We start from the raw sequence: 22732 nt of genomic DNA, 5'->3' as shown, positions 1-22732 counted from the left end.
CCGGAATCGTGGAAGACGTTTCCCGCTGAGCGAGGCACATCCAACGCACCCACGAAACGGAGTGTGCGATGGACGGCGCAAGCAATCCCTTTCTGCCGACACGACGGCAGGTGCTGGAACGTAGTTCCGCCGTTGCACTCGTGATGACGAGCCGCCTCGCGGAGGCGGCACCGGCGGCAACCGGAGCCGCATCTCTCACGGCCACCGAGCCCGTCGCCTTCGATCTCACCATCAACGGCAAAGCGACCGCGCTGCGTCTCGATACGCGGACCACGCTGCTCGATGCGCTACGTGAGCATCTCGGCCTTACCGGCTCGAAGAAGGGCTGCGATCACGGCCAGTGTGGCGCCTGCACGGTGCTGGTCAATGGCCGGCGCATCAATGCCTGCCTGTCGCTCGCGGTGATGCATCAGGGTGACGACGTCACCACCATCGAAGGCCTCGCCAGGGGTGACGACCTGCATCCGATACAGGCGGCTTTCATCGAGCGCGACGGCTTTCAATGCGGCTACTGCACGCCGGCCAGATCTGCTCCGCTGTCGGCATGCTGCAGGAAGCCCGGGCCGGCTGGCCCAGCCATGTGACGACCGATGTCGCAGCGCCAAGGGCTCCCCTCACCGACGACGAAATCCGCGAACGCATGAGCGGCAACATCTGTCGCTGCTCCGCCTATCCCAACATCGTCGCCGCCATCCGCGACGCAGCCGAGAAGGCCTGACCATGCAGCCCTTCACCTATGAACGCGCCACCAGTGTCACCGAAGCCATCGCGTCGGTCAGCAAGCACCCCAATGCGAAATTCATCGCTGGCGGCACCAATCTGCTCGACCTGATGAAGCTCGGCATCGAGCGTCCCACGCATCTCGTCGATATCAGCCGGCTGCCGCTGAACGAGATCGAAACACAGCCCGATAGCAGCATGCGGATCGGCGCGCAGGTGACCAACAGCGATCTTGCAGTGCATCCGCATGTGCGCACGCATTTCCCGCTACTGACCCAGGCGCTGCTCGCCGGTGCATCCGGGCAATTGCGCAACAAGGCATCGGTTGGCGGCAATCTGCTGCAACGAACGCGCTGTGCTTATTTTTACAACACACACACGCCCTGCAATAAACGCGTGCCCGGCTCCGGCTGCGCAGCCATCGGCGGCTTCAATCGCGCCAATGCCATTCTAGGCACCAGCACGTCATGCATCGCCGTGCATCCCTCCGACATGGCGGTGGCGATGACGGCGCTTGGCGCACAGATCGAGACCACCAATGCCACGGGCCAGACGCGAAAACTGGGAATCGGCGACCTGTATCGCCTGCCCGGCACCACCCCGCAGATCGAGACATCGCTCACGCCGGGCGAAATGATCGTCGCAGTCCACCTGCCTCCGCCACCGCGCGGCAAGCAGGTCTATCGCAAGGTCCGCGATCGCGCGTCCTATGCATTTGCGCTCGTCTCGGTCGCCGCCATCGTCGAACAGCGCAATGGTCGCGTTGCCTCGTCGCGCGTTGCTTTCGGCGGACTGGCGCCGCGGCCATGGCGCGCGGAAGCAACCGAACAGATGCTGCGCAACGGGAAAGCCGAACCCGCGACATTCTCCGCCGCCGCCGAACGTGCGCTTGCGGAGGCGCGGACCGAAGGCAGCGCGGCTTTCAAGCTCGAACTCGCCAGACGGACCTTGCGCCAGACGCTCGCGATCGCAGCGACCTAGAGGGAGCAGACGCATGACATCGGATATCAGAACTGCTCCTCTCCCGGGTCACTTCATCGGCCGCCCCGTCGATCGCGTGGATGGCCGGCTCAAGGTCACCGGCGGCGCGCGCTATGCTTTCGAGCAAAGCAATCTCGCGCGCGGCGCGACGCCCGCTTATGGCGTGATCCTCGGCGCCGGCATCCCGAAAGGCCGCATCGCCGCGCTCGACACAACACATGCGGAAGCGTTGCCTGGCGTGCTGAAGATCCTCACCCATCACAACATGGGCTCACAGCCCGCCTTCGGTCCGCCCGTCACGCCGACGGTGCCCGAAGTCTTCACCCGAGCGCGGCCGATGCTCGCGGGCGACGAGATCCTCTATTACGACCAACCTGTTGCTCTGGTGATCGCAGACACCTGGGAAGCCGCCCGCGCTGCGGCGGCGCTCATCGATATCCGCTATACGCAGGAGCCCGGTTTCTACGCGCCGCTTGCGGCCCATGCCGAGCGCTACAAGCCCTCGCGCATCAATGCCGGCTTTCCCACCGACACCGCGCAGGGCGATCCCGATGCCGCGCTCGCATCGGCCTCCGTCACCGTTGATCAGAACTACCGCCTGCCCTATGAGATCCATGCGCCCATGGAGCCGCATGCGACACTGGCGCAATGGGAGGGCGACCGGCTGACGCTGCATACGAGCACGCAGACCATTGCCAATATCCAGAGCGGTGTGGCCGCCTCGCTCGCGATCCCGCGCGAGAACGTCCGCGTCGTCAGTCCATATGTGGGCGGCGGCTTCGGTTCGAAACTGATCCCCCACGCCGATGCGATCCTCGCGGCCATCGCTGCGCGTGCCCTGCAGCGCCCCGTCAAGGTCGCCTTCACGCGGCAGCAGATGTTCGCCAATGCCGGTCATCGCCCGGCGATGGAGCAGCGCATCCGCCTTGCCGCAAACACCGACGGCCGCCTCACCGCGCTTGTGCATGATGTCATCGCCGCCACCTCGCGCTTCGAGGAATTCGCCGAGCAGAGCGCGGTGGTCTCGCGCTCCTTCTATGCCTCGGACACGCGGCGCACGACACATCGCCTCGTTCGCGTCGATACCAATCGCGGTGAATGGATGCGCGCACCGGGCGAAGCATCGGGCCTGCTTGCGCTCGAATGCGCCATGGACGAGATGGCCGAGAGACTGAAGCTTGACCCGATCGACTTCCGCATCCGCAACGAGCCGGACCGCGATCCGGAAACCGGCGTGCCGTTTTCTAGCCGCAACCTGATCGCCTGCATGCGCGAAGGCGCAAGACGCTTCGGCTGGGCGCAGCGCTCAGCCACACCCGGCACGCGGCGCGAAGGCCGCAAGCTGATCGGCATCGGCATGGCCGGCGCCATGCGCCCGAATTACATCGGCCCTGCCCAGGCCCGTGTCGCCATCGACCGCAGCGGCAAGGTCACCGTGCAGACCGACATGACCGACATCGGAACCGGCACCTATACGATCCTTGCGCAGATCGCAGCCGAGCGACTGGGAGTGCCGCTCGCGGCGGTCACGGTCGAGCTCGGCGACAGCAACCTGCCACGCAGCCCCGGCTCGGGCGGCTCCTGGGGGGCCGCGAGTTCGGGCACCGCCGTCCACAACGCGTGCCTGGCGCTCTGCCAGAAGATCGCCGAGGCTGCGGTGTCCCACGAGGCGTCACCATTGCGCGGCACCAACGCGGCGCAGGCCAGATTCCAACAGGCGAACGTGACATTCGGCGAGCGTTCGGCACCTCTTGCCGACTTGATTGCGCTGACATCGCCCGGTGGCCTGGAGGCTAACGGCTCTGCTGCGCGCGGCGAGACCTACAAGACATTCTCGCAGCACGCCTATGGCGCGCATTTCGCCGAAGTCGCCGTTGATATGGACACGGGCGAAGTGCGGCTCCGCCGCATGCTCGGCGTCTTTGCTGCGGGAAAGATCCTCAATCCGAAGACCGCGCGCTCGCAGATGATCGGCGGCATGATCTGGGGCGTCGGCTCGGCGCTGACGGAAGCCGCCATGCTCGATCCCCGCTACGGTCATTTCGTCAATCACGACCTCGCCGAATATCAGGTGCCCGTGCATGCGGACATTCCTGATATCGATGCCATCTTCCTCGACGAGGATGACGACAAGGGCAATCCGCTAGGGATCAAAGGCATCGGCGAACTCGGCAATTGCGGCGCCAATGCCGCGGTCGTCAACGCCGTCTACAATGCCTGTGGCGTCCGCATCCGCGAACTCCCGATGACACTAGACAAGATTCTGGCAGGGATGGCGCGACGCGGGCCATCAACCGGCTGGCTTTGTGTCCGGAAACAGCCCGGCCAGAATCTCGCCGGCCATGTTGAAAGCCGCGACGCCGCGGAAGAGCGCGGCGATGCCGGCGCTGGCATGCAGTTCTTCCAGCGTTGCGCCGGCCTTGATGGCGGCCTTGGCGTGGTTGGCGGCGGCCTCCGAGGTCTGCACCAGCAGGATGGCGAAGGCCATCAGCTGCACCGTCTTCTGATCGAGCGCATCCGGTGTCAGCGCCGCGATGCGCCAGTCCTCGAGCGCGCTGACGAGATCCGGATCGACGCGCATGCCTAGCTCGAGCCGCTTGGCGATCTTCGGCGGCGTGAAGCCGATCATGGTCTCGTAGCGGGCCTTCAATTCATCGAGCTTGGCATCTGTCTTGGTCATGTCGTTCCTGTCTTGACTCACGTCGTGTTGCGCTAGTCGACCTTGGCGCCGGCCGTCTTCACCACCTGCTCCCATTTCTGCGACTCTGTCCGGAGAAAGGTACCGAACGCATCACCAGACAGGGTACCAGGCTCAGCCCCGACCTCGGCCAGCCGCTTCGTCATATCGGAATCCTTCATCACCTTGATCACACCATCGATCAACGCCTTGGTGACATCCGGCGGCATTTTGGCCGGTGCGACAAGGCCGAACCATGACGACGCCTCGAAATTCGCCACGCCGGCCTCGGCCATCGTCGGCAGTTCCGGGAACAGCGGCGATCGCGCTGCCCCCGCCACGGCGAGCGCGCGGATCGTCTTGCCCTGCACCTGCGGGCGAACCGCCGGCATGTTGTCGAACATGATCGGAATCTGTCCACCGATCAGGTCATTCATCGCAGGCGCTGCGCCACGATAGGGCACGTGGACGATTTCGATGCCGGCGCGTGTTTTCAGCAGTTCGCCGGCAAGATGATTGGTGGAGCCAAGGCCCGACGATCCGAAATTCAGCTTGCCCGGCGACGCCTTGGCCAGCGCGACCAGTTCGGCCACGGTCGTCGCCTTCACACTGGGATTCACGGCGAGTACGATCGGCACCGACGCGATCAGCGCGATCGGCGTGAAATCCTGCGCGGGATTGAATGGCAGTTGCGCATAGAGCGATTGATTGACGGCGAGCGGCCCCGGCGCCGTCAGCAGCAGCGTATAGCCATCGGCAGGCGAGCGCGCCACCGCCTCCGCGCCAATATTGCCGCCGCCACCGGCGCGATTATCGACCACCACGGGCTGCCCCCAGAGCTCGGAGAGCTTGGTACCGAGCAGCCGGGCCACCACGTCATTCGATCCGCCGGCCGGAAACGGCACCACGATTTTCACGCCGCGGTCCGGAAAACCCGCCGCCTGCACTGGCTGAACGATCACGGTCGCCATCACAAGCGCCGCGAATGCAGAAATCAGATGCCTCACGTCATCCTCCCAAAATAATCGATTTTTTTTGTTTCGTCGATTTTATGTTGACACCGCCGGGGGCCGTCGTCAAATCGACTCTCAGAATTCGCGCTATCCGTGCAGAAATCGCGGACGGCGGTGGAGGAGCGCAACCATGAGTTCACACGCATCTGGCTCGCCCAAGCCCTGCCCCGGTCCCGACCGCCAGCCCAAACGGCCAGCCTTCGCCATGCCCAGGGGCGCATGCGACACCCATGTCCATGTGTTCGGACCACAGGCGCAGTTTCCCTTCAGCAACCAGCGCAGCTACACGCCGGAAGACTGCACCTATGAGGACCTGATGCAGCTTCATGCGGTGCTCGGCGTCGATCGCGCGGTGATCGTGCATGGCGGCGCGCATGGCACCGACAACAGCGCCACGCTGGCTGCACTCGATCGCAATCCCGAGAGATTACGCGGTGTCGCTGTCATCCCTTCGGGGCTTCCCGAAAGCGAGTTGGCAGACATGCATCGCCGCGGCATGCGCGGTTGCCGGATGTCCACGGTGGTCAGCGGCGGCGCCTCCTTCGCTCATCTCGACCGCCTCGCCGGCGAAACCTTCGATCTCGGCTGGCATCTCGTCCTGCATTTCAACAAGGCCAGCGAACTGGTTGACGTCGCGCCGCAGCTGCAGGCCACGCGCAGCCCTTTCGTGCTCGATCATCTGGCTCGCATCAGCGCGACCGAAGGTGTCGATTCCGAACCGTTCCGCACGCTGCTGCGGCTGCTGGACACCGACCGCTGCTGGATCAAGTTCGCCAGCCTGTATCGGCTGTCTGCCGAGCCCTTCCCGCATCGCGACATGTTGCCGATGATCGAGAAGGTCGTCGCACTGCGCCCGGACCGCATCCTCTGGGGCAGCAACTGGCCGCATCCGATCTGTCCGATTGCGATGCCCAATGACGGCGACCTCGTCGATCTCATCCCGCTCTGGCTGCCGGATACCCGGACGCAACAACTGGCACTGGTGGACAACCCGGCTTCGCTTTACGGTTTCGCACCCATCACATGACCTGACCATGAGCAGCGCAATCACCACACCGGTCCCGGCACCGACGACCCTCTCCACCACCCTGGTCGCGCGCCTGCGCGATGCCATCATGCGCGGCGAATTGCTGCCCGGTAGCAAGCTCAATCTCGGCCGCTTGCGCACCGCCTTCGGCGTCAGCCTCAGCCCGCTGCGCGAAGCGCTGTGCCGGCTGGAGAATGACGGCCTCGTCGCGCTGATCGACCAGCGCGGCTATCGCGTGACGCCGGTGTCGGCACAGAATCTCACCGAGATCATCCGCCTGCGTGTGGAATTCGAAGGACTGGCGATCCGCGAAGCCATCGAGCATGGCGACATCGCCTGGGAAGGCCGCGTGCTGGCCGCGCTTCACGGGCTCAGCCGCTGCAAGCGCGGGTCGCGCTCGGTGGCGGAACAGGAGGCCTGGGAGGTTGCACATCGTGCTTTCCATGCCGAGCTGATTTCTGCCTGCGGCATGCCGCTGCTGCGCCAGTTCTGCGCCACCCTGCATGATCAGAGCGACCGCTATCGCCGCATCTTCCTGAAGAAGCACCAGCCGGATCGCGATGTTCCTGCCGAGCACACCGCCATGGCTCATGCGGTGATCGAGCGACGCACACGCGACGCCACCCGCATCCTGCGCGAGCATATCGAGCGCACCGGCCGGAATATTCAAGCGGCGCTGCCCGCCGGCTAGCGGCGCACGGACCCGCGCATTACATCGCCTTCACGCTCGCGATGAATCCGTCCACATCGCGCTTGAGGATTTCCGCCTGTCGCGATAGATCGACGGCGGCGTCGCGGGCGTCGCCGGCCATGCGGCCGGTCTCGGACGAGGTCGACGAGATCTGGACGATATGATTGGAGACGTCCAGCGTGCCGCGCGCCGCATCCTGGACGCTGCGTGCAATGTCCTGGGTGGCATTGCGCTGCTGCGCGGTGTCGATCTCGATGCCGGTCATGATCTCGCTGATCTCGGCAATGGTGTTGGAAATGCCGTCGATCGCATCACGCGTCTCATTGGTGATGCCCTGGATATTGCCGACCTGCTGGGAGATTTCCTCGGTTGCCTTGCGGGTCTGATCCGCAAGGTTCTTCACCTCGGAGGCGACCACGGCGAAGCCCTTGCCGGCCTCGCCTGCCCGCGCGGCTTCGATGGTGGCATTCAGCGCCAGCAGATTGGTCTGCGAGGCGATCGCCTGCACCAGTTGCACCACGGCGCCGATCTTGTCGGCGGCCTCGGACAGCGTGTGGATGGTATCGCGGCTCTTGCGCGCCTGGGTCGCAACGCCCTCGGCACGATGGGTCGCATCGGTGACACGGCGGCTGATGGTGCCGATCGACGTCGTCATCTCCTCCGTTGCGCCGGCCACCGTCTGCACGCTGCTGCTGGCCTGACCCGCCGCATCCGCCACCGCATTGGCTTTCGAGGTCGTATCATTGGCCGCCTGTGACAGGGCTTCGGCATTGCTCTGCAGCTGGGTTGCCGAGAGCGCAACAGTGTTCACCACATTGGTCACCTGCGCATTGAACCGCTGGATGGTCTGATCCAGATAGGCGACGCGCTCGCCCTTGTGCTTGGCGTCGGTCAGCTCCTGCGCCGTCAGTCGCTCACGCTCGATGCCGTTCGTCTTGAAAACCTCCAGCGCAGCCGCCAGCAGGCCGATCTCGTTGGTCTTCCCCGAACCCGGAATGAAGGTGTCGTATTTCTGGCCAGCCACTTCGCGCATCGCATGCACGATGGCGGCGAGCGGGGCCATGATCCCGTTGCGAACCATGAAATAGGTCGTGACGCAGACGATCGAGGCCAGCAGACCGATCGCCGCGCAGGCGATCAGGAAGTACGAAAACGCGGCCTGTGCCTGCTGATAAATCTGCATCGCCTGGTCGCGGCTCTCGCCGCTGAGCGCGCCAAATTGCGACGACAGCCGCGTGATCTCGCTGTTGAGATACAGCACCGCGACAAAGCCGGTACCGCCACCAAAGGCCAGTAGCACGAGCAGCGCAGCGACAACTGATATCACCAGAAAACGGATCGTGAGATTGCTATCAGAGAACATCGCACCGGCCATGATCGTGATTGAACGCGACGCGATTGTTCCAGAGAAACGTCAAGAACTGATAAAGTCGCAAGCGCAAAACCGGGATGACTTATGTCAACCCAGCGCTCAGTTCGGCTTGTCCTGCGCGCCGAGCAGACGCTCGATGCGCGCCTCCTCATCGGCCGTGAGTGTCGTGACACTCTCCGCATTGCTGCGCTCATTGCGGCGTCGATTGTGCCACCAGAGCGCAAAGGCCCCGCCGATCAGTACCAGCGGTGTCAGCAACCACAGCAGCAGCGTGTGCCATTCCAGCCGCGGCCGCAGCAGGACGAATTCGCCATAGCGGGCCACCAGAAAATCCAGCACCTGCTTGTCGCTCTCGCCGGTGGCGAGGCGCTCGCGCACGAGGATGCGCAGGTCGCGCGCCAATGGCGCATCGGAATCGTCGATGGACTGGTTCTGGCAGACCATGCAGCGCAGCTCCTTGGAGAGGTTGCGCGCCCGCGCTTCCTTCGCCGGATCCTGCATGATTTCGTCAGGCTGCACCGCATGAGCGGGCGCGCCTGCGAGCAGCGCGAAAGCCAGGACACTGACCGCGATCCGCCGCATCACCCTACTCCGCCGCCTGCAACGCGCGCGACGCCTTTGCCGGCTTCGGCGCGCCGACGCGCAGCCGGCGATCGGACAGCGACAGCACGCCGCCCAGCGCCATCAGCACCGGTCCCCACCAGATCATCAGCACCAGCGGCTTGTGATACATGCGCACGGCGACTGCGCCTGTGGTCGTGTCATCACCCAACGAGATGTAGAGCTGGCTCGCGCCGCGCGACAGCAGTGCCGCTTCCGTCGTCGCCGTCTGGCGCGCCGAGAAATTTCGCTTCGACGGCACCATCTCGCCGATCTCGTCGCCATTCTGCGTGATGCGGAAACGCGCGATGCTTTCGCGATAATTGGGGCCCTGGCGCTGGGTGATCTCCTTCAGCGTCAGCTCATAGCCAGCAAGCTTCGCCACATCATTCGGCTTCAGCGTGCCGATGAATTCCGTATTCCATGTCGTCTCGCAGACGATTCCGATCAGCGCGACGCCAAGCCCGGCATGGGCGAAGGACGTGCCCCATGCCGCGCGCGGCAGGCCGACCGCACGGCGCAGTGACTTGGCGAATGGCTGCCGGAACAGCATGATGCGCTCGGCGATATCGGTGATGGCGCCGAGAATGACGAACACAGCAAGCCCGATCGCCAGCGGTGCCAGCGCCGCGCCGCCCGTGGTCCAGGCCCAGACCAGCGCGATGGTGAGCAGCGCCGCGATGCCGGCGGCCAGCAGACGCTGCGCCACGCCGCGGATGTCGCCCCGCTTCCAGGCCAGCATCGGGCCGAACGGCACCGCCAGCAGCAGCGGCACGAACAGCGGGCCGAAAGTGAGATTGAAGAACGGCGCGCCCACCGAGATCTTGTCGCCGGTCAGCATTTCCAATGCGAGCGGATACAGCGTGCCGACAAACACGGTGGCGCAGGCGGTGGTGAGGAACAGGTTGTTCAGCACCAATGCGCCCTCGCGCGAGATCGGCGCGAACAGCCCACCCTGCTTCAGCGACGACGCCCGCCACAGATACAGCGTCAGGCTGCCGCCGATGAACAGGCAGAGGATGACCAGAATGAACACGCCGCGCGAGGGATCGGTGGCGAAGGCATGCACCGAGGTGAGCACGCCCGAACGCACGAGGAAGGTGCCGAGCAGCGACAGCGAGAAAGTGAGGATCGCGAGCAGCACGGTCCAGACCTTCAGCGCGTTGCGCTTCTCCATGACGATAGCGGAATGCAGCAGCGCGGTGCCCGACAGCCACGGCATCAGCGAGGCATTCTCGACCGGGTCCCAGAACCACCAGCCGCCCCAACCGAGTTCGTAGTATGCCCAGTAGGAGCCCATGGCGATGCCGAGGGTGAGGAAGATCCACGCCACCAGCGTCCATGGCCGCACCCAGCGCGCCCAGGCGGCATCGATGCGACCTTCGATCAGCGCGGCAACGGCGAAGGAGAACGAGATGGAGAAGCCGACATAGCCGAGATAGAGCATCGGCGGATGCACGGCGAGGCCGATATCCTGCAGCACCGGATTGAGATCGCGCCCTTCCAGCGGCGCCTGCGCCATGCGCAGGAACGGGTTCGAGGTGGCGAGGATGAACACATAGAATGCCGCCGCGATCCAGCCCTGCACCGCCAGCACATGGGCGCGCAACGATAGCGGAAGGTTGTTGCCGAACGTTGCGACCAGCGCGCCGAAGAAAGCCAGGATCGCCACCCACAGCAGCATCGAGCCTTCGTGGTTTCCCCACACGCCGGTGATCTTGTAGAGCAGCGGCTTGGCCGAATGCGAATTCTGGAACACGTTGGCGACGGAGAAATCCGACGCGACATAGAGCGTGGTCAGCGCCAGGAACGACAGGCCGCAGAACAGGAACTGGGCCAGCGCGGTGGAGCGCGCGACGTTCATCAGCGCGGTGTCGCGCAGCTGCGCGCCGACCATCGGCACCGTCGACTGGATCAGCGCCAGCGCGAGTGCCAGGATCAGCGCATAATGTCCGGCTTCTGCAATCATTGCGTCACGCTCGGCTTGGTATTGGTCGAATTTGCACTGGTGTCCTGCGAGACCACAGGCTTGCCGCCCTCGCCTTCCTTCCAGCGGCCTTGCTTCTTCAGCGCGTCGGCCACTTCCTTCGGCATATAGGTCTCGTCATGCTTGGCGAGGACAGTATCCGCCTTGAACACGCCATTGGCATCGAGCGCACCTTCGGCGACGACGCCCTGCCCCTCGCGGAACAGGTCCGGCAGGATGCCCTTGAAGTTCACCGGCAGCGTTGCGCCGCCGTCGGACACCTTGAAACTCACGGCGAGATTGTCGCCACGCGAGAGCGAGCCCTGCTCCACCATGCCGCCCAGACGAAAGCGCTTGCCGGCCGGAATCTGCTTCTCCGCTGCCATGGTCGGCGTCGAGAAGAAAACGATGCTGTCACGCAGGGCGTTCAGCACGAGGCCGGCCGCGATCGCCAGGATCGCGAGCGCACCACCGATCATCGTCATCCGTCGCTGCTTGCGTGTCATGGCGACTATCCGTCCAATCCGGAGTCTTTAAGACTATCATTCAGCTTGCGCAGCCGCTCACCATCGCTGCCCACAGCCTGCCGCGCATCACTCAAGGCGCCCTTCGCCTTGTCGCGGTCGCCCAGCACGAGATAGGCGCGCACCAGACGCAGCCATCCATCGACATCGCTGCCATCCTGCTTCAGGCGCGTCGCCAGGCGATCGACCATGCCCTGGATCATCGCGTTGCGATCCTCGCTGGTCATGTCCTGCGCAGCAGCGACCGTCTCCTGCGGCAGCGCGGGCAGATCCGGCCCCTTGCCGCCGACGCGCGCCAGTGCTGCGGTGACCACCGGGCGCCAGGGTGCATCGGCCGGGCCCTTGTCCAGCATGCCGCGCCAGATCACCGCCGCATCGGCGCTGCGGCCATCCTGCTCGGCGGCAAGGCCGAGGAAATAGCGCGCCTTCACCTCGTCGGCATCCTGTGCGACGGCGCGGTCGAATTCCGTCTTGGCTTCCGCCGTGATCACGCCATTGGCCGCCATGGTCAGGGCCTCACCGAGATCGGCGCGGTTGGCAGCGCTGTCGCCGCCATAGGCGATGATGTTGCGATAGGCGCGCACGGCGTCGTCATGCCGGCCGATCCGCGCCAGCACCGGCGCCAGCACGGTCCAGCCACGCGCATCGGTGGGGTTCTTCTCGAGATGCGCCTCGACCTGCGCGATCAGGCTCATCACGGACTGGTTGGGATCGGGGCTCTGCTGACGCGCGGCCAGCGGCATGTCGGGCATGGCGGGCGAGCCAAGCGGTAGATAGGCCCCGATGGCGATCAGCGGCAGCCCGAACAGCGCCACCAGCGACACCGCCTTGCGCATCCCCGGCGCACTGCCGGCGGTGCTCTTGCCGTCGGCATCCGCAGCGGCAAGCAGCCGCCGACCGATCTCGACGCGCGCCGCCTCGGCTTCGGATGGGCCGATCAACCCGGCTGCGACATCGCGTCCGACTTCGGCGAGTTGGTCCTTATAGACCGCGACATCGGTACCGCCGGCGACCGGGCCCTTCCGGCCAAGCGGCAGCAGCACGGCGAAAGTCGCCGCAGCAGTCATCAAGGCGAAGACAAACCATAAGGCCATCAATGGGTTCCAGCATACCCTTGAGTCGATCTAAACGGTGCTGGAGCCGGTTACACCATGGCCACCACCCCTGCGCAATTGACTTTTATGCCATCGCGCCGGGCGGGAGATTGCTCTGGATCAAGAATGGAGGCGGTGGGACGAGCGTCGGTGGCGAAGCGCGTTTCGCGTGCCGGACAGATCATCCCTGGTGGCGGGAAATGGAGTGAGCCGTCTGGCGCAGCCGCTAGACGGCTCGAAGGCCTGACGGTCGAAGCGATCGCGCCAATGTGCAAGAAACTGCCACGCCTGCGGGCAGCCGCGACGTTGATCCAAGACCGCTACGGCGAACTCCATTTGCATTTGGCAGTGGGGAAAGCCTCTTGGCAGGCGAATTTCCCGAAGCCTCCCGCCGAGCATCCGGATGGCATGCCAGTTTCGCCTGCCCTCCTTAGCCGACTGACGCGCCCGCTTTCGCCCGGCTGATCCCTAAGGCCAAAATACGATGCAGCAAGCTCGTATAATCCATACCGTCATGCAGGGCCGCTTTCGCAAACTCCTGGCTCTTCGCGATCTCAGGATTGGGGTTCGCTTCAATGAAATATGGCGTGCCGTCCGCAGACAAGCGAAAGTCTATGCGTGCATACCCGTCTAGGCCCAATATTCGGTATATGCGTTTTGCGGTCCGTTGGATGCGCGTCATCATTTCTGGTGCGAGATCATCAGCCGGACCATCGACAATGCCGACGCGCTCCTGATAGTCGGTATCGTGTTTGGCCTTTTCGGTCGCGATCTGACGAGCGCCTTGCCCTCCCAGATTGCCGAATTTCAGCTCCCATACTGGCAAGGCACGCAATCGGTTATTGCCGAGTACACCCACATAAAGCTCACGGCCCTCGATGTACTGCTCGGCGATCGCGGCCGTCTGGAGCCGCTCATGAACAAAGGCGACGCGCTCCGCAAGCTTCTCGTCGGTATCAACGATCGAGGCTTGCGAGATCCCATTGGATCCATCTTCGCTGAGACTCTTGACGATCAAGGGCAGAGCGAGCCGCGCAGGACGTTTGACCTTGCGATGCATCGGAAACACGCCAAAGGCCGGCACCGCGATCCGGCGATTCTGCACCAGCGTCTTGGACAGGTCCTTGCCACGCGCCAGAATCAGGCCGCGCGAGTTACAGCCCGTATACGGAACCCTCATCAGCTCAAGAAGACTTGCGATGTGCTGGTCAAACGTGGTCGCGTAGTGAAATTCTTCCAGCAACGTATAAACAACATGAGGTTTGAAATTCTCGACCTCATCGCGTATCGGCCGGATTTCCTCTTGCACGGCAAGCGGACGAACATTGTGGCCGGCCGCACGCAGGGTGCTGACGACGTCAAATTCCGTCTTCCAGAGATTGATCTCCTGGGCGCTGTAGCCATCGGTTGAGTCCGGCGGCACGCAATCGGGATGCATGAGAACGAGCACGCGCAGCCGCCTCATAGTGCGATCCATTTGCGCCTGGACGGACCGAACAACGCGTGCATGGTCTTGGCCGTTAGAAGAATGGTAAAATTGAGCACCAGTTGTTGTTCGGCTCCTGAGGCGCGCAGATCAAGCTCGCGGCAGCGTGAAATCATGTCGTCTAGAACGGCGTCGAGCGTGAGCTGGTTCTCGCCTGTCCATCGCGCAACGATCTGCCTGACCTGCGCGCGGTGTCGCCTGATAAAGGAAGCCGCCGGTTGAGTGCGCCGATGGCGCGGATCGGCTGAGAAAAGGCGCTTGAGGTCGCGGTCATAGGTTTTTGGCGGCGTGAAAGCGTAGAATGCCTGCTTTGTCTCATAATGCGCGCCAAGCGTTTGGCTCAGCCTGGACAAGGGGTCGACACGCGCCCGTGTCGTGACCAGCGGCTTTTCGCCAGCAATCTCGCTCATCAGCTCATCGACATATTCGAGTTTTTTCAGCGCCGGCCAGCCCGCATAGCGGGTTCGCCAGTTCGACCGTGGTCGCAGCCAGACCGCAAATGTTTCTGCGAAATCCTCGTCTGGATGGCTCTGTGCGTACCAGCGCCTGAGGTGCTGGACGTAATGACGGCTGGCCGGATTTGGCCGGTAATAAAGTGGATAGCGCTTGGACGACAGGCCGAACAGCTGTTGCCACCGTCGGCGGCGTTGCAATTGGTAGGCATGCTGCACGGCATGACCCGTCTCGTGACGCAGAATGGCCATGCACTCTGGCCGGGTACTCCCCTCGGCCTCAAGCATCATTTTCTTTTCGAGTTTCATGAGGCGGGGATGGGCGAGATAGAATGGGATGGCAACGCCTGGCACATGTGCTGGGCTGAACCATTCACTTGAGATCCATACATGCGGCCGAAGCCGGATGCTGCGATCCTTCAGCTCTTCATGCAAAGTGGCAACACAATCCTCAAGCCAGGTGCCTTTGATCGTCACCTTCAGACTACTGAAGCGTTGTTCTAGCAACTCGTCATCCGACAAGTTTTCCCAAGGGTGCTTCCGAAGCGACATAGAAATCCGTGATGATAAAGGACACGACCTGGATGGTGTCATAGGTTTCCGGTCGCAACAACCACCTCGCCTTCGCAGGCAGCGTGGTCCAGAGCGGTCAAGTGTGCCCCGCTCAGGCGAACAAGACGGCGGGCAGCGAGCCTGGCCACCTCCGGACAGCTCGCATAAGCGAAAACCGGAAGATCCACGATTTGGCGCCCGCGCGATTCACCTGCAGATACAGGCCGGCCACAGCGGCCTACATTCCGGCCTTGGTCAGACGTGTGACATCTGCGGATATTGGCGAACGGAGCGAGCCGGTAACGACGCACAGCGCCGATGTCGCGGAACCGGACGGCGGCGGTGTGCGTCAGATTCTGATCAATGCGCGGAGTGGCCGAGACCCGCTCATGGCCGGTAGCCATGCATATGCCTTTCACTCAGGTCACTCCCACGACGCGATGCACGGCTGACGGCGTCCGTGCGTCAAGATGCACACTGGAAAACGACGAGGCGCTCAAAGAAGCTCTCAGTCGAGACCGCAGCATGGACCGGCACGACCCAGCGTGACGTGAAGTGAAAACTCACGTGCTTATTTTCAGGGTGCCGCTAAAGAATAACGTCGTCGGCGCAAGTCGAGCGACGCGGGATGAGAGCGCTCATCAAGCCAAATTACTGCGCGTGCAGATCTGATCGCACAGGTGAGCAAGCCTTGTGATATCGGATGCAATGCAACACAGATAGCATTCGGTGTAGCAAACAACGTCCATTGACACTCACAACGACCGGCCCCTACATTCGAAGGAATAAATAAAAAAGAGTGCAGGGAGAAACGGGATGCGAATTTTTCGCCTTCGATATCTTGTGACGCTACTCGCGCTGTTCGGCCCCAGCTTCATTTCGATCGTGTCTGCAAATGCAGCGACCGACTGGCCTCGTAAAGAGATCACCCTCATCAATAATTTTCCTCCGGGATCTGCGACCGAGCTGACAGCGCGTGCAATCGCGCGAAACATCGAGAAAACCCTGGGTGTCACGGTCGTGGTCAAGAGCATCCCAGGTGCTGCCGGGCAGCTAGGACCGGCCGAACTGGCCCGCAGCGCCCCGGATGGCTACACGATGGGGCTTGTCGGCTCTTCGACCTACCTCACCGCCCCGCACATGATGGATGTCCCTTTCAAGGCATGGGACGCGTTCGACCTCATCGCCCAGGCGACCGAGTTGCGATACGGCATCGGCGTTGCGAAGAATTCGCCCATCACCAGCATTGAAGACATGATCGCGAAATCGAAACAGAAGCGACTGACCTACAGTTCGACAAGTCCGAACAATGTGCTGCCGATGTTTCAATTGAACAAGTTCAATGGCGCCAATCTACGCTGGATTGTATTCGCCGGCGGCTCTGAATCAGTGTTGCAGGCCGTCGGCGGTCATGTCGACATCACGCTGCAGAGCTATACCGAGATGAAGCCGCAACTCGACTCCGGCGCGCTGCGGTTGCTCGCGTCAACGTCGCCCGAGCGTTGGCCGAATTACACCAATGTTCCGACCCTGCGTGAACTCGGCTACAATTTCATCAGTATCGGCCCGATGGGATATGCATTTCCGCGCGGCGTCGATCCAGCTATCCGAGATCGCATGGAGAAGGCCTACGAGATCGCTCTGAAGGATCCGGAAGTCCTCGACCAGCTCGATAAGCTCGGCGTGGCGCCCTCCTACCGCAGCGGCGCGGACTTTCACAAATACATGAAAGAGATGGAGCCGCTCTTCATCCAGATCATGACCGAATCCGGCATGAAAACGCGCTGACCGGTCCAATGCGGATGACCGGATCGCGCTGGACCGCGCTTGGACTACTCGTCGCCGCAGCAGCGGCTTACTGGCAGGCCTCCCTGCTCCCACGCTGGGGTTTCGACGGCCCGGGAACAGGGTTCTATCCTCAGGTCATTGCCATCATCGCCATGGTGTTGGCTGTTGTGATGTTCTTCGTGGACAACGAAGAGCCATCATCAAGTGTTGACGATGACAATGCCGTGCCGCGCTATGGCCATGCACGCCCGGAAGAGCGACGTGTGTTTCACATCTATCTTCTGGCTCTTGCGTTGCTGGTTGCCGGATGCTGGTGGGCTGGCTTCGTCGTGACGTCCATCGTCGTCGTGATCACCATCATGCGCTTCGCTGAACGCATCAGTTGGCGCTCATCAATGATCACAGCGCTTTCGGTGGCCGCGGTCGGCCAGATTGGTTTCGGCTGGCTGTTGAATGTCAGCCTTCCCGAGAAAGCCCCGGACCTCGCCCTTCGAACACTCATGCGTTCAGCGGGATTGCTGTAATGGAAAACCTGATGGGTGGCTTCGCCACCGTCTTCCAGCCGGCAACGCTCGCCTATTGTTTCATCGGCGTTTTTCTCGGCACCGTCGTTGGCATCCTGCCTGGTCTCGGCCCGCTGACAACGATCGCAATCCTGTTGCCCATCACCTACAAGATGGACGTTACCTCCGCGATCATCATGCTGTCCGGCATTTACTACGGCGTTGCCTATGGCGGCACGATCACGTCGGTGCTGATGAGGATACCCGGCGAAGCTTCGTCGGTGGTCACGTGCCTCGACGGCTATGAGATGGCACGGAAGGGGCGTGCAGGCGCGGCTCTTGGCATCGCTGCCTTCGGCTCATTTTTCGCGGGCACCATTGGCGTGGTGGCGATCTCCTACCTGTCACCCCCCTTGTCCCGGTGGGTCCTGGCCTTCGGGCCCGCCGAATACGCCATGGTGATGCTGTCGGGCATATCGCTGGTGACGTATTTCTCGAGCGGATCCAAACTCAAGGCGCTTCTGATGGCAGCTTTCGGCCTGTTGTTGGGGGCAGTCGGGTCCGATCCGATGGCGGCCACGCCCCGTCTCACTTTCGGGGTCTTCCATTTGGCTGGCGGCATAGACCTCGTGCCACTCGCGATCGGCCTGTTCGGAATTTCCGAGGTTCTCTCCATGGCGCTCCAGAAGCCGGAAAAGATGCAGGTATTGGCGGCGCCCACAGGCTTCCTGCAATTCATGCCAAATCGCGACGAAGCGCGGCGTTCCGCAGCACCGGTCGTGCGTGGCACCTTCCTTGGCTTTCTTGTCGGACTGATCCCCGGCGGCGGCGCCGTGCTCGCGACCTTCCTGTCCTATGCGATGGAACGAAAGCTCTCGAAGAATCCTGATGAGTTTGGAAAAGGTGCCGTGGAAGGCCTCGCCGGACCTGAGGCTGCGAACAATGCCGGCACTGCCGGGGCCTTTGTGCCGCTTCTGTGCATGGGCGTCCCCGCCAACGCGATCACCGCGTTGCTGCTGGGCGCCTTCATGATCCACGGCGTCGCACCTGGGCCGACGATTATTGAAAGACAACCTGAAATTTTCTGGGGCGTCGTCGCAAGCATGTATGTCGGGAATGTCATGCTGCTGATACTTAATCTTCCGCTGGTGGGTCTGTTCGTCCGCATTCTCGAGGTGCCCCGCGCCTGGCTCGCCTCGATTATCTTGATCGTCTGCCTAGTGGGTGTTTATTCCACCAACAGCGCTGCAATGGACGTCTTGTTGGCGGTTCTGTTCGGCGTGGTCGGTTATATTCTGCGCCGCTACGGCTATGACCTGGGCATCGTCATCCTCGCCTATGTTCTTGGCGGGGTTTTCGAGCGCTCGCTGCGCCAGGCACTGGCGATCTCCGACGGCGATCTCGCGATCTTTGTGTCAAGCCCGCTGACGATTACGTTCGCCGTCATTACGGCCGTATTAGTCGTCATCGCCATGATTCCGCGCCGCGCCAGTCCAAAGCCTGCTCAGGCGACTTCTACGCCAACGCGCTAAAGCTTTGCGCCATTTACGAACAATGGAGAGCAACGAGGCTTTCGCGTGCCGGTGTACACGAAGGTTGACGCTTGCCTGCGGAAGCCGCGCGTGCATCAGCTTGCGTCAAAGCTCCTTCATGGAAAGGACGGGCGATCTGTGCTTTGAATCCCTGGGGGTCGTGGGCGTGCAACCGCTCCGGCACGGATTTCTCCTGACGGGATATTACAAGGACAAGCATGCATCGTTTTCGACATATGCTGCCGCTGCTGATGAGCTGCTTGGTGATCCTGGGTGCATCGCCCACACATGCGACCAGCGCCGATGCGGCCTGCACTCAGAGCAGCGACGCCGATGTCAAAATGAAAGCGTGTACGGATATCCTGCAGAGTGGCCGGCGGATTTCGGCAGCTGACAAGGCCAAATATCTCGCCTATCGCGGCTGGGCCCACACGCAGAAACAAGACTATCAGGCAGCATTGGCTGATCTGGATATGTCGATTGCCCTGGACGGTCGCCAGTTCGGCTCTCACGGGTCGCGCGCGGGTATCCATCGGGTCCTCGGAGCCTTCGAACAGGCGCTCAACGACGTCGACGCCTGCATCAGGCTTGCACCGCGCTTCGCACCCGCCCGCACCTTGCGGGGCGATATCCTGCGCGACAAAGGGGACACCGAAGGAGCGTTGAAGCAATATGACGCCGCCCTGAAACTCGATCCAACCGAGCTGAGCGCCTATACGGGTCGATCGATCACTTACCGCATTCTGGGACGCGCGAAGGAAGCCCAGGCCGAGTTGATGCGTGCGCTGGCGCTCGACAAGCGCGTCGCCGAGATCTACGTCGCACAGGGCCAGCTCGCCGAGAGCAACCATGACCTTGCCAGGGCCCGCGAGGCATATACGCGCGCCCTCGAACAGCCCAAATCGATCCGCTTTACCAACAAAGCCGGCAGCCCCATCATCGATGCAACGAGGCAGCAGAAGATTGCGGCCGCCCGTCTCGCGGTCCTGAACAGCGAGCAGCAGGACGTCGCCGCATCGCCAGCCGTCACTACAGCGCCGATGCAGAAGCTGGCCTTGGTGATCGGCAACGGAACCTATGGCGTGGCCAACGTGCTCCCCAATCCGCCGAAGGATGCGCGGCGGATCGCGCAGGAATTGCGCAGCATCGGCTTCGACACCACGGAAGAAATCGACATGACCAGCGATGCGATGCGTCGCGCGGTGAAGGATTTTCTGGCGAAGGCCCCCCACGCGAAGGTGACATTGATCTACTTTGCAGGGCACGGCATGCAGATCGATGGAAAGAACTATCTGGTCCCGGTCGACGCGCAGCTGACGAGCGGCAAGAGCATCACCGACGACCTGATCGATCTCGACTTCATCATGGCAGGCCTGGACGACAAGCTGCGCGCGAATGTGATCGTGCTCGACGCCTGCCGCGATAATCCGTTGACATCCGGGACATCCGTTGTCTCCGGTACTGCCCGTTCGGTTGCGATCCGCTCCGGGCTCGCACCGCAGTCCGGGTTGAGCAGCGGCGGAACGCTCGGGGCGGGGACGCTGATCGCATTTGCAACGGCGCCGGGACAAGTCGCACTCGATGGCGAAGGAGCCGGCAGCCCGTTTACGATAGCACTCGCACGTCACATCATCACGCCGGGTCTGGAACTGCAGCAGATGCTGACACGGGTGCGTTCCGAAGTGGTCGCCTCGACCAAAGGCAAGCAGGTGCCATGGTCGAACTCGTCACTCCTCGGCGAGGTCTATCTGGCCGCCGCTCCTTGAAAGCGCCCTCGTCGGAGCCGCGAGGGGAGCGGTCCCCTGCCGTTTCACAACAGGTCAGGATCCTCTCGCAGGGTGAAGACCATCAGTCTCCTCCTGCTCTCCGGCAATTTTCATCAACGCCTCTGTATCGCGAAGAACGAGCATGCGGTTCCTCACCAGGACGAGGTCGAGCGCGGCCCAGACGGATATGATCTTGTTGACGCGCTCCCGCGACATCCCCACCATTTCACTGACATTCTGCTGGGTCATGTCCACCACGGGATCGTCACCCGTGCGCGGATTGCGCGTCGCGAGTTTGACGACGATATGAGCGAGACGCGCCTCGAGACCGTGAAGGATGACCTCCTCCAGATGCTCGCTGGTCCATCTCAGGCGCGCGCATAGCAGATCGATGAACTTTGCCGCCAAAGCCTGATCGGTCCTGACCAGCGGCAGCAGATCGCGGCGTGCAATCTTCCAGATCTCGCAATCACTGTTCGCGATGGCATCGGTGGTCCGGGCAAGGCCGTCCAGAACGGCGATTTCACCAAATGTCTGACCCGCCCCGATCAGGTTCAACACCAGGCTCTTGCCGTCGGACGAGGAGGCACACATCCGCACCGATCCCGTCACAACCCCACACAGATGCGTCCCGGGATCGCCACGTCGGAAGATGGTGTCGCCACGTTCGAACGTCTGAAACGATGCGCGACGAAACAGCGGGGTCACCGTCTCGGGCGGGAGGCCGCGGAAAATATCGTTCGCGCGGATCACCGCCTGTTGGCTGACCGATCCCGCTCGCCGCGCTTTCGACATCGCGTGATCCCCTCTTCCCGACTGGTCGAGAGATCAGGACCTGTTTCGCCGGTCGTCCCGGCCGAGCCGGCCGGCCCCGATCCGCGTCGTCGGCGGCGATCCCGGCGCCGGCGCTTTTGCATCTCCGGTGCGCGCGATGCGCTGCATATCCACGCGATCGCACGCCTTCTGCGCGAGCATCAGTTTCCAGATTGATCGCGTGACCTGCGGGGCCGCGACACTCGTCCCGTTCATCGCCACCACCGACCCGCTGCGCGTTCCTGCCGCGAGCAGGTTTCTGTAGGCGGACGAATCGTCTGCGACTGCGGACAGATCCGGACTGCGGATGGGCTGTCGCCCCGGCGCTGCCGAGCGTCCACCCCCGCAAGAATATTCACTCACCGTCCTGTCGCTGCCGCGATATGCGCCAACAACAATGGTCTGCGCTCCGGTCGCGATCGCATTGATCGTGCTTTCCCTCCGGATCGGGCTGCCAATGTCGTCGTCCTGCTTTGGTCGTCCGGCCAGATCGAAGCGCACATAGTTTTCGTCATCAAATCGGGATTGCCGCCCCGACAACGGATAGCCGAACGGCGTGTCGCCACGCTGGATCCAGACATCGCCGGTCGTGGCCTCGCCCTCGTTCCTGAGTTCGATCAGCCACGTTCCAGACGGCGCGGTGCGCGGCGGACTTCGGTGCTCCGCGGTGGGGGCCATGGCAAGAAATATCCGGGATCGCCCTCCGACCGCCGTATCGTAGGCCGCAAAGAACCGCGTCTCGCCCGACACGCGCCATTCCCAGTTCTGGTTGCCCCTGATCCACGGACTTCTCTCTTTCGTGGGCGTGGTAATCCTGATCGCGATGTCGGGTTGCGACTCTGCTGCCGCCTGACCGGGCAACCAGAACTCCATGAAGCTGCAGGCCTTGTTGTCAGGCTGAACGCGCCATCGCAGGATTTCAGGCGGGGTCGCGCCTGACGCCCGCGGCAATTCGACATGGGCGTGGCATCGCGCCAGATAATGATTGCCAGCGGGCAGCACGACCCTGAGCAACCCGTTGCGCGACGATACCAGCTGATCGATCGCCAATTCCAGCTGTGACGTGCCGTCATGCGGGCCGGCGATGGTCCCGTAACTCAGATTGATGACGACAGGGATCGGGCCGGTCCCCTCCTTGGATGCGATCTCATCCGCGCGGCTGAGAACGTAGGAAA

18 protein-coding genes and 2 pseudogenes are annotated in these 22732 nt (G+C 62.8%); 9 read left to right on the top strand and 11 right to left on the bottom strand.

Annotated features, from left to right (window positions below; genetic code table 11):
* Window positions 1-68 precede the first annotated feature (68 nt).
* The 3 genes and pseudogenes from ACIQ17_RS08595 to ACIQ17_RS08585 form a co-directional block, all read left to right on the top strand.
* Window positions 69-718, top strand: a pseudogene (locus ACIQ17_RS08595) (2Fe-2S iron-sulfur cluster-binding protein).
* A 2-nt stretch (window positions 719-720) separates the two neighbouring features.
* On the top strand, window positions 721-1701 hold the full coding sequence (locus ACIQ17_RS08590; protein ID WP_398467425.1) for an FAD binding domain-containing protein: 981 nt from the start codon (window positions 721-723) through the stop codon (window positions 1699-1701).
* Window positions 1702-1714: 13 nt separating this feature from the next.
* A pseudogene (locus tag ACIQ17_RS08585) lies at window positions 1715-3979 on the top strand (molybdopterin cofactor-binding domain-containing protein); the annotation flags it as partial.
* Between the two features lie 12 nt (window positions 3980-3991).
* Here the strand turns inward: ACIQ17_RS08585 and ACIQ17_RS08580 are convergent.
* Both ACIQ17_RS08580 and ACIQ17_RS08575 read right to left on the bottom strand, forming a co-directional pair.
* The gene (locus ACIQ17_RS08580; protein WP_398467445.1) at window positions 3992-4282 is read right to left on the bottom strand and encodes a carboxymuconolactone decarboxylase family protein; all 291 of its coding nucleotides are present in this window, start codon (window positions 4280-4282) and stop codon (window positions 3992-3994) included.
* Between the two features lie 131 nt (window positions 4283-4413).
* Window positions 4414-5385: a Bug family tripartite tricarboxylate transporter substrate binding protein gene (locus ACIQ17_RS08575; protein ID WP_398467423.1), complete on the bottom strand. Its 972-nt coding sequence runs from the start codon at window positions 5383-5385 to the stop codon at window positions 4414-4416.
* A gap of 136 nt (window positions 5386-5521) precedes the next feature.
* Here ACIQ17_RS08575 and ACIQ17_RS08570 point away from each other — a divergent pair, with 136 nt between their 5' ends.
* Together ACIQ17_RS08570 and ACIQ17_RS08565 are read left to right on the top strand one after the other, a co-directional pair.
* Window positions 5522-6418 (top strand): amidohydrolase family protein, encoded by an 897-nt coding sequence (locus ACIQ17_RS08570; RefSeq protein ID WP_398467421.1) that lies wholly within the window; start codon window positions 5522-5524, stop codon window positions 6416-6418.
* Window positions 6419-6425: 7 nt separating this feature from the next.
* Window positions 6426-7109, top strand: coding sequence for a GntR family transcriptional regulator (locus ACIQ17_RS08565; RefSeq protein ID WP_398467419.1), 684 nt, complete (start codon window positions 6426-6428; stop codon window positions 7107-7109).
* Between the two features lie 19 nt (window positions 7110-7128).
* On the opposite strand, the gene ACIQ17_RS08560 is transcribed toward ACIQ17_RS08565, so the two are convergent.
* The 7 genes from ACIQ17_RS08560 to ACIQ17_RS08530 form a co-directional block, all read right to left on the bottom strand.
* The gene (locus ACIQ17_RS08560; protein WP_398467417.1) at window positions 7129-8472 is read right to left on the bottom strand and encodes a methyl-accepting chemotaxis protein; all 1344 of its coding nucleotides are present in this window, start codon (window positions 8470-8472) and stop codon (window positions 7129-7131) included.
* 108 nt (window positions 8473-8580) lie between these two features.
* Complete coding sequence (locus ACIQ17_RS08555; RefSeq protein WP_398467415.1) at window positions 8581-9063, bottom strand: cytochrome c-type biogenesis protein; 483 nt, start codon at window positions 9061-9063, stop codon at window positions 8581-8583.
* Between the two features lie 4 nt (window positions 9064-9067).
* Window positions 9068-11050: a heme lyase CcmF/NrfE family subunit gene (locus tag ACIQ17_RS08550; protein WP_398467413.1), complete on the bottom strand. Its 1983-nt coding sequence runs from the start codon at window positions 11048-11050 to the stop codon at window positions 9068-9070.
* Entirely contained in the window at window positions 11047-11553 is a 507-nt protein-coding gene (gene ccmE / locus ACIQ17_RS08545; RefSeq protein WP_398467411.1) for a cytochrome c maturation protein CcmE, read from the bottom strand. The genes ACIQ17_RS08550 and ccmE overlap by 4 nt, the downstream gene beginning before the upstream one ends.
* Before the next feature lie 5 nt (window positions 11554-11558).
* Window positions 11559-12665 carry a c-type cytochrome biogenesis protein CcmI gene (gene ccmI / locus ACIQ17_RS08540; protein WP_398467409.1) on the bottom strand — a complete coding sequence of 369 codons (1107 nt, stop codon included), beginning with the start codon at window positions 12663-12665 and terminating at the stop codon, window positions 11559-11561.
* Window positions 12666-13095: 430 nt separating this feature from the next.
* Window positions 13096-14130 (bottom strand): ATP-grasp domain-containing protein, encoded by a 1035-nt coding sequence (locus ACIQ17_RS08535; protein ID WP_398467407.1) that lies wholly within the window; start codon window positions 14128-14130, stop codon window positions 13096-13098.
* Entirely contained in the window at window positions 14127-15125 is a 999-nt protein-coding gene (locus ACIQ17_RS08530; RefSeq protein WP_398467405.1) for a putative zinc-binding metallopeptidase, read from the bottom strand. The genes ACIQ17_RS08535 and ACIQ17_RS08530 overlap by 4 nt, the downstream gene beginning before the upstream one ends.
* 846 nt (window positions 15126-15971) lie before the next feature.
* Between ACIQ17_RS08530 and ACIQ17_RS08525 the strand changes: the two genes are divergently transcribed.
* The 4 genes from ACIQ17_RS08525 (at window position 15972) to ACIQ17_RS08510 (ending at window position 20744) form a co-directional block, all read left to right on the top strand.
* On the top strand, window positions 15972-16943 hold the full coding sequence (locus ACIQ17_RS08525) for a Bug family tripartite tricarboxylate transporter substrate binding protein (RefSeq protein ID WP_398467403.1): 972 nt from the start codon (window positions 15972-15974) through the stop codon (window positions 16941-16943).
* Window positions 16944-16957: 14 nt separating this feature from the next.
* Complete coding sequence (locus tag ACIQ17_RS08520; RefSeq protein ID WP_398467401.1) at window positions 16958-17467, top strand: tripartite tricarboxylate transporter TctB family protein; 510 nt, start codon at window positions 16958-16960, stop codon at window positions 17465-17467.
* Window positions 17467-18978 (top strand): tripartite tricarboxylate transporter permease, encoded by a 1512-nt coding sequence (locus ACIQ17_RS08515; protein ID WP_398467399.1) that lies wholly within the window; start codon window positions 17467-17469, stop codon window positions 18976-18978. Before ACIQ17_RS08520 ends, ACIQ17_RS08515 begins: the two co-directional genes overlap by 1 nt.
* A gap of 341 nt (window positions 18979-19319) precedes the next feature.
* The gene (locus tag ACIQ17_RS08510; RefSeq protein ID WP_398467397.1) at window positions 19320-20744 is read left to right on the top strand and encodes a caspase family protein; all 1425 of its coding nucleotides are present in this window, start codon (window positions 19320-19322) and stop codon (window positions 20742-20744) included.
* 54 nt (window positions 20745-20798) lie between these two features.
* Here the strand turns inward: ACIQ17_RS08510 and ACIQ17_RS08505 are convergent, their stop codons facing one another.
* Together ACIQ17_RS08505 and ACIQ17_RS08500 are read right to left on the bottom strand one after the other, a co-directional pair.
* The gene (locus ACIQ17_RS08505) at window positions 20799-21539 is read right to left on the bottom strand and encodes a Crp/Fnr family transcriptional regulator (RefSeq protein ID WP_398467395.1); all 741 of its coding nucleotides are present in this window, start codon (window positions 21537-21539) and stop codon (window positions 20799-20801) included.
* Window positions 21540-21572: 33 nt separating this feature from the next.
* A partial coding sequence (locus ACIQ17_RS08500) for a S8 family serine peptidase (protein WP_398467393.1) occupies window positions 21573-22732 on the bottom strand: 1160 nt, incomplete at its 5' end.

Origin of the sequence: Tardiphaga sp. (assembly GCF_044340795.1) — a bacterium.
Taxonomy (GTDB): domain Bacteria; phylum Pseudomonadota; class Alphaproteobacteria; order Rhizobiales; family Xanthobacteraceae; genus Tardiphaga.
Note: the sequence above shows the minus strand (reverse complement) of the source record. Positions and strands in the feature narration are given on the sequence as shown.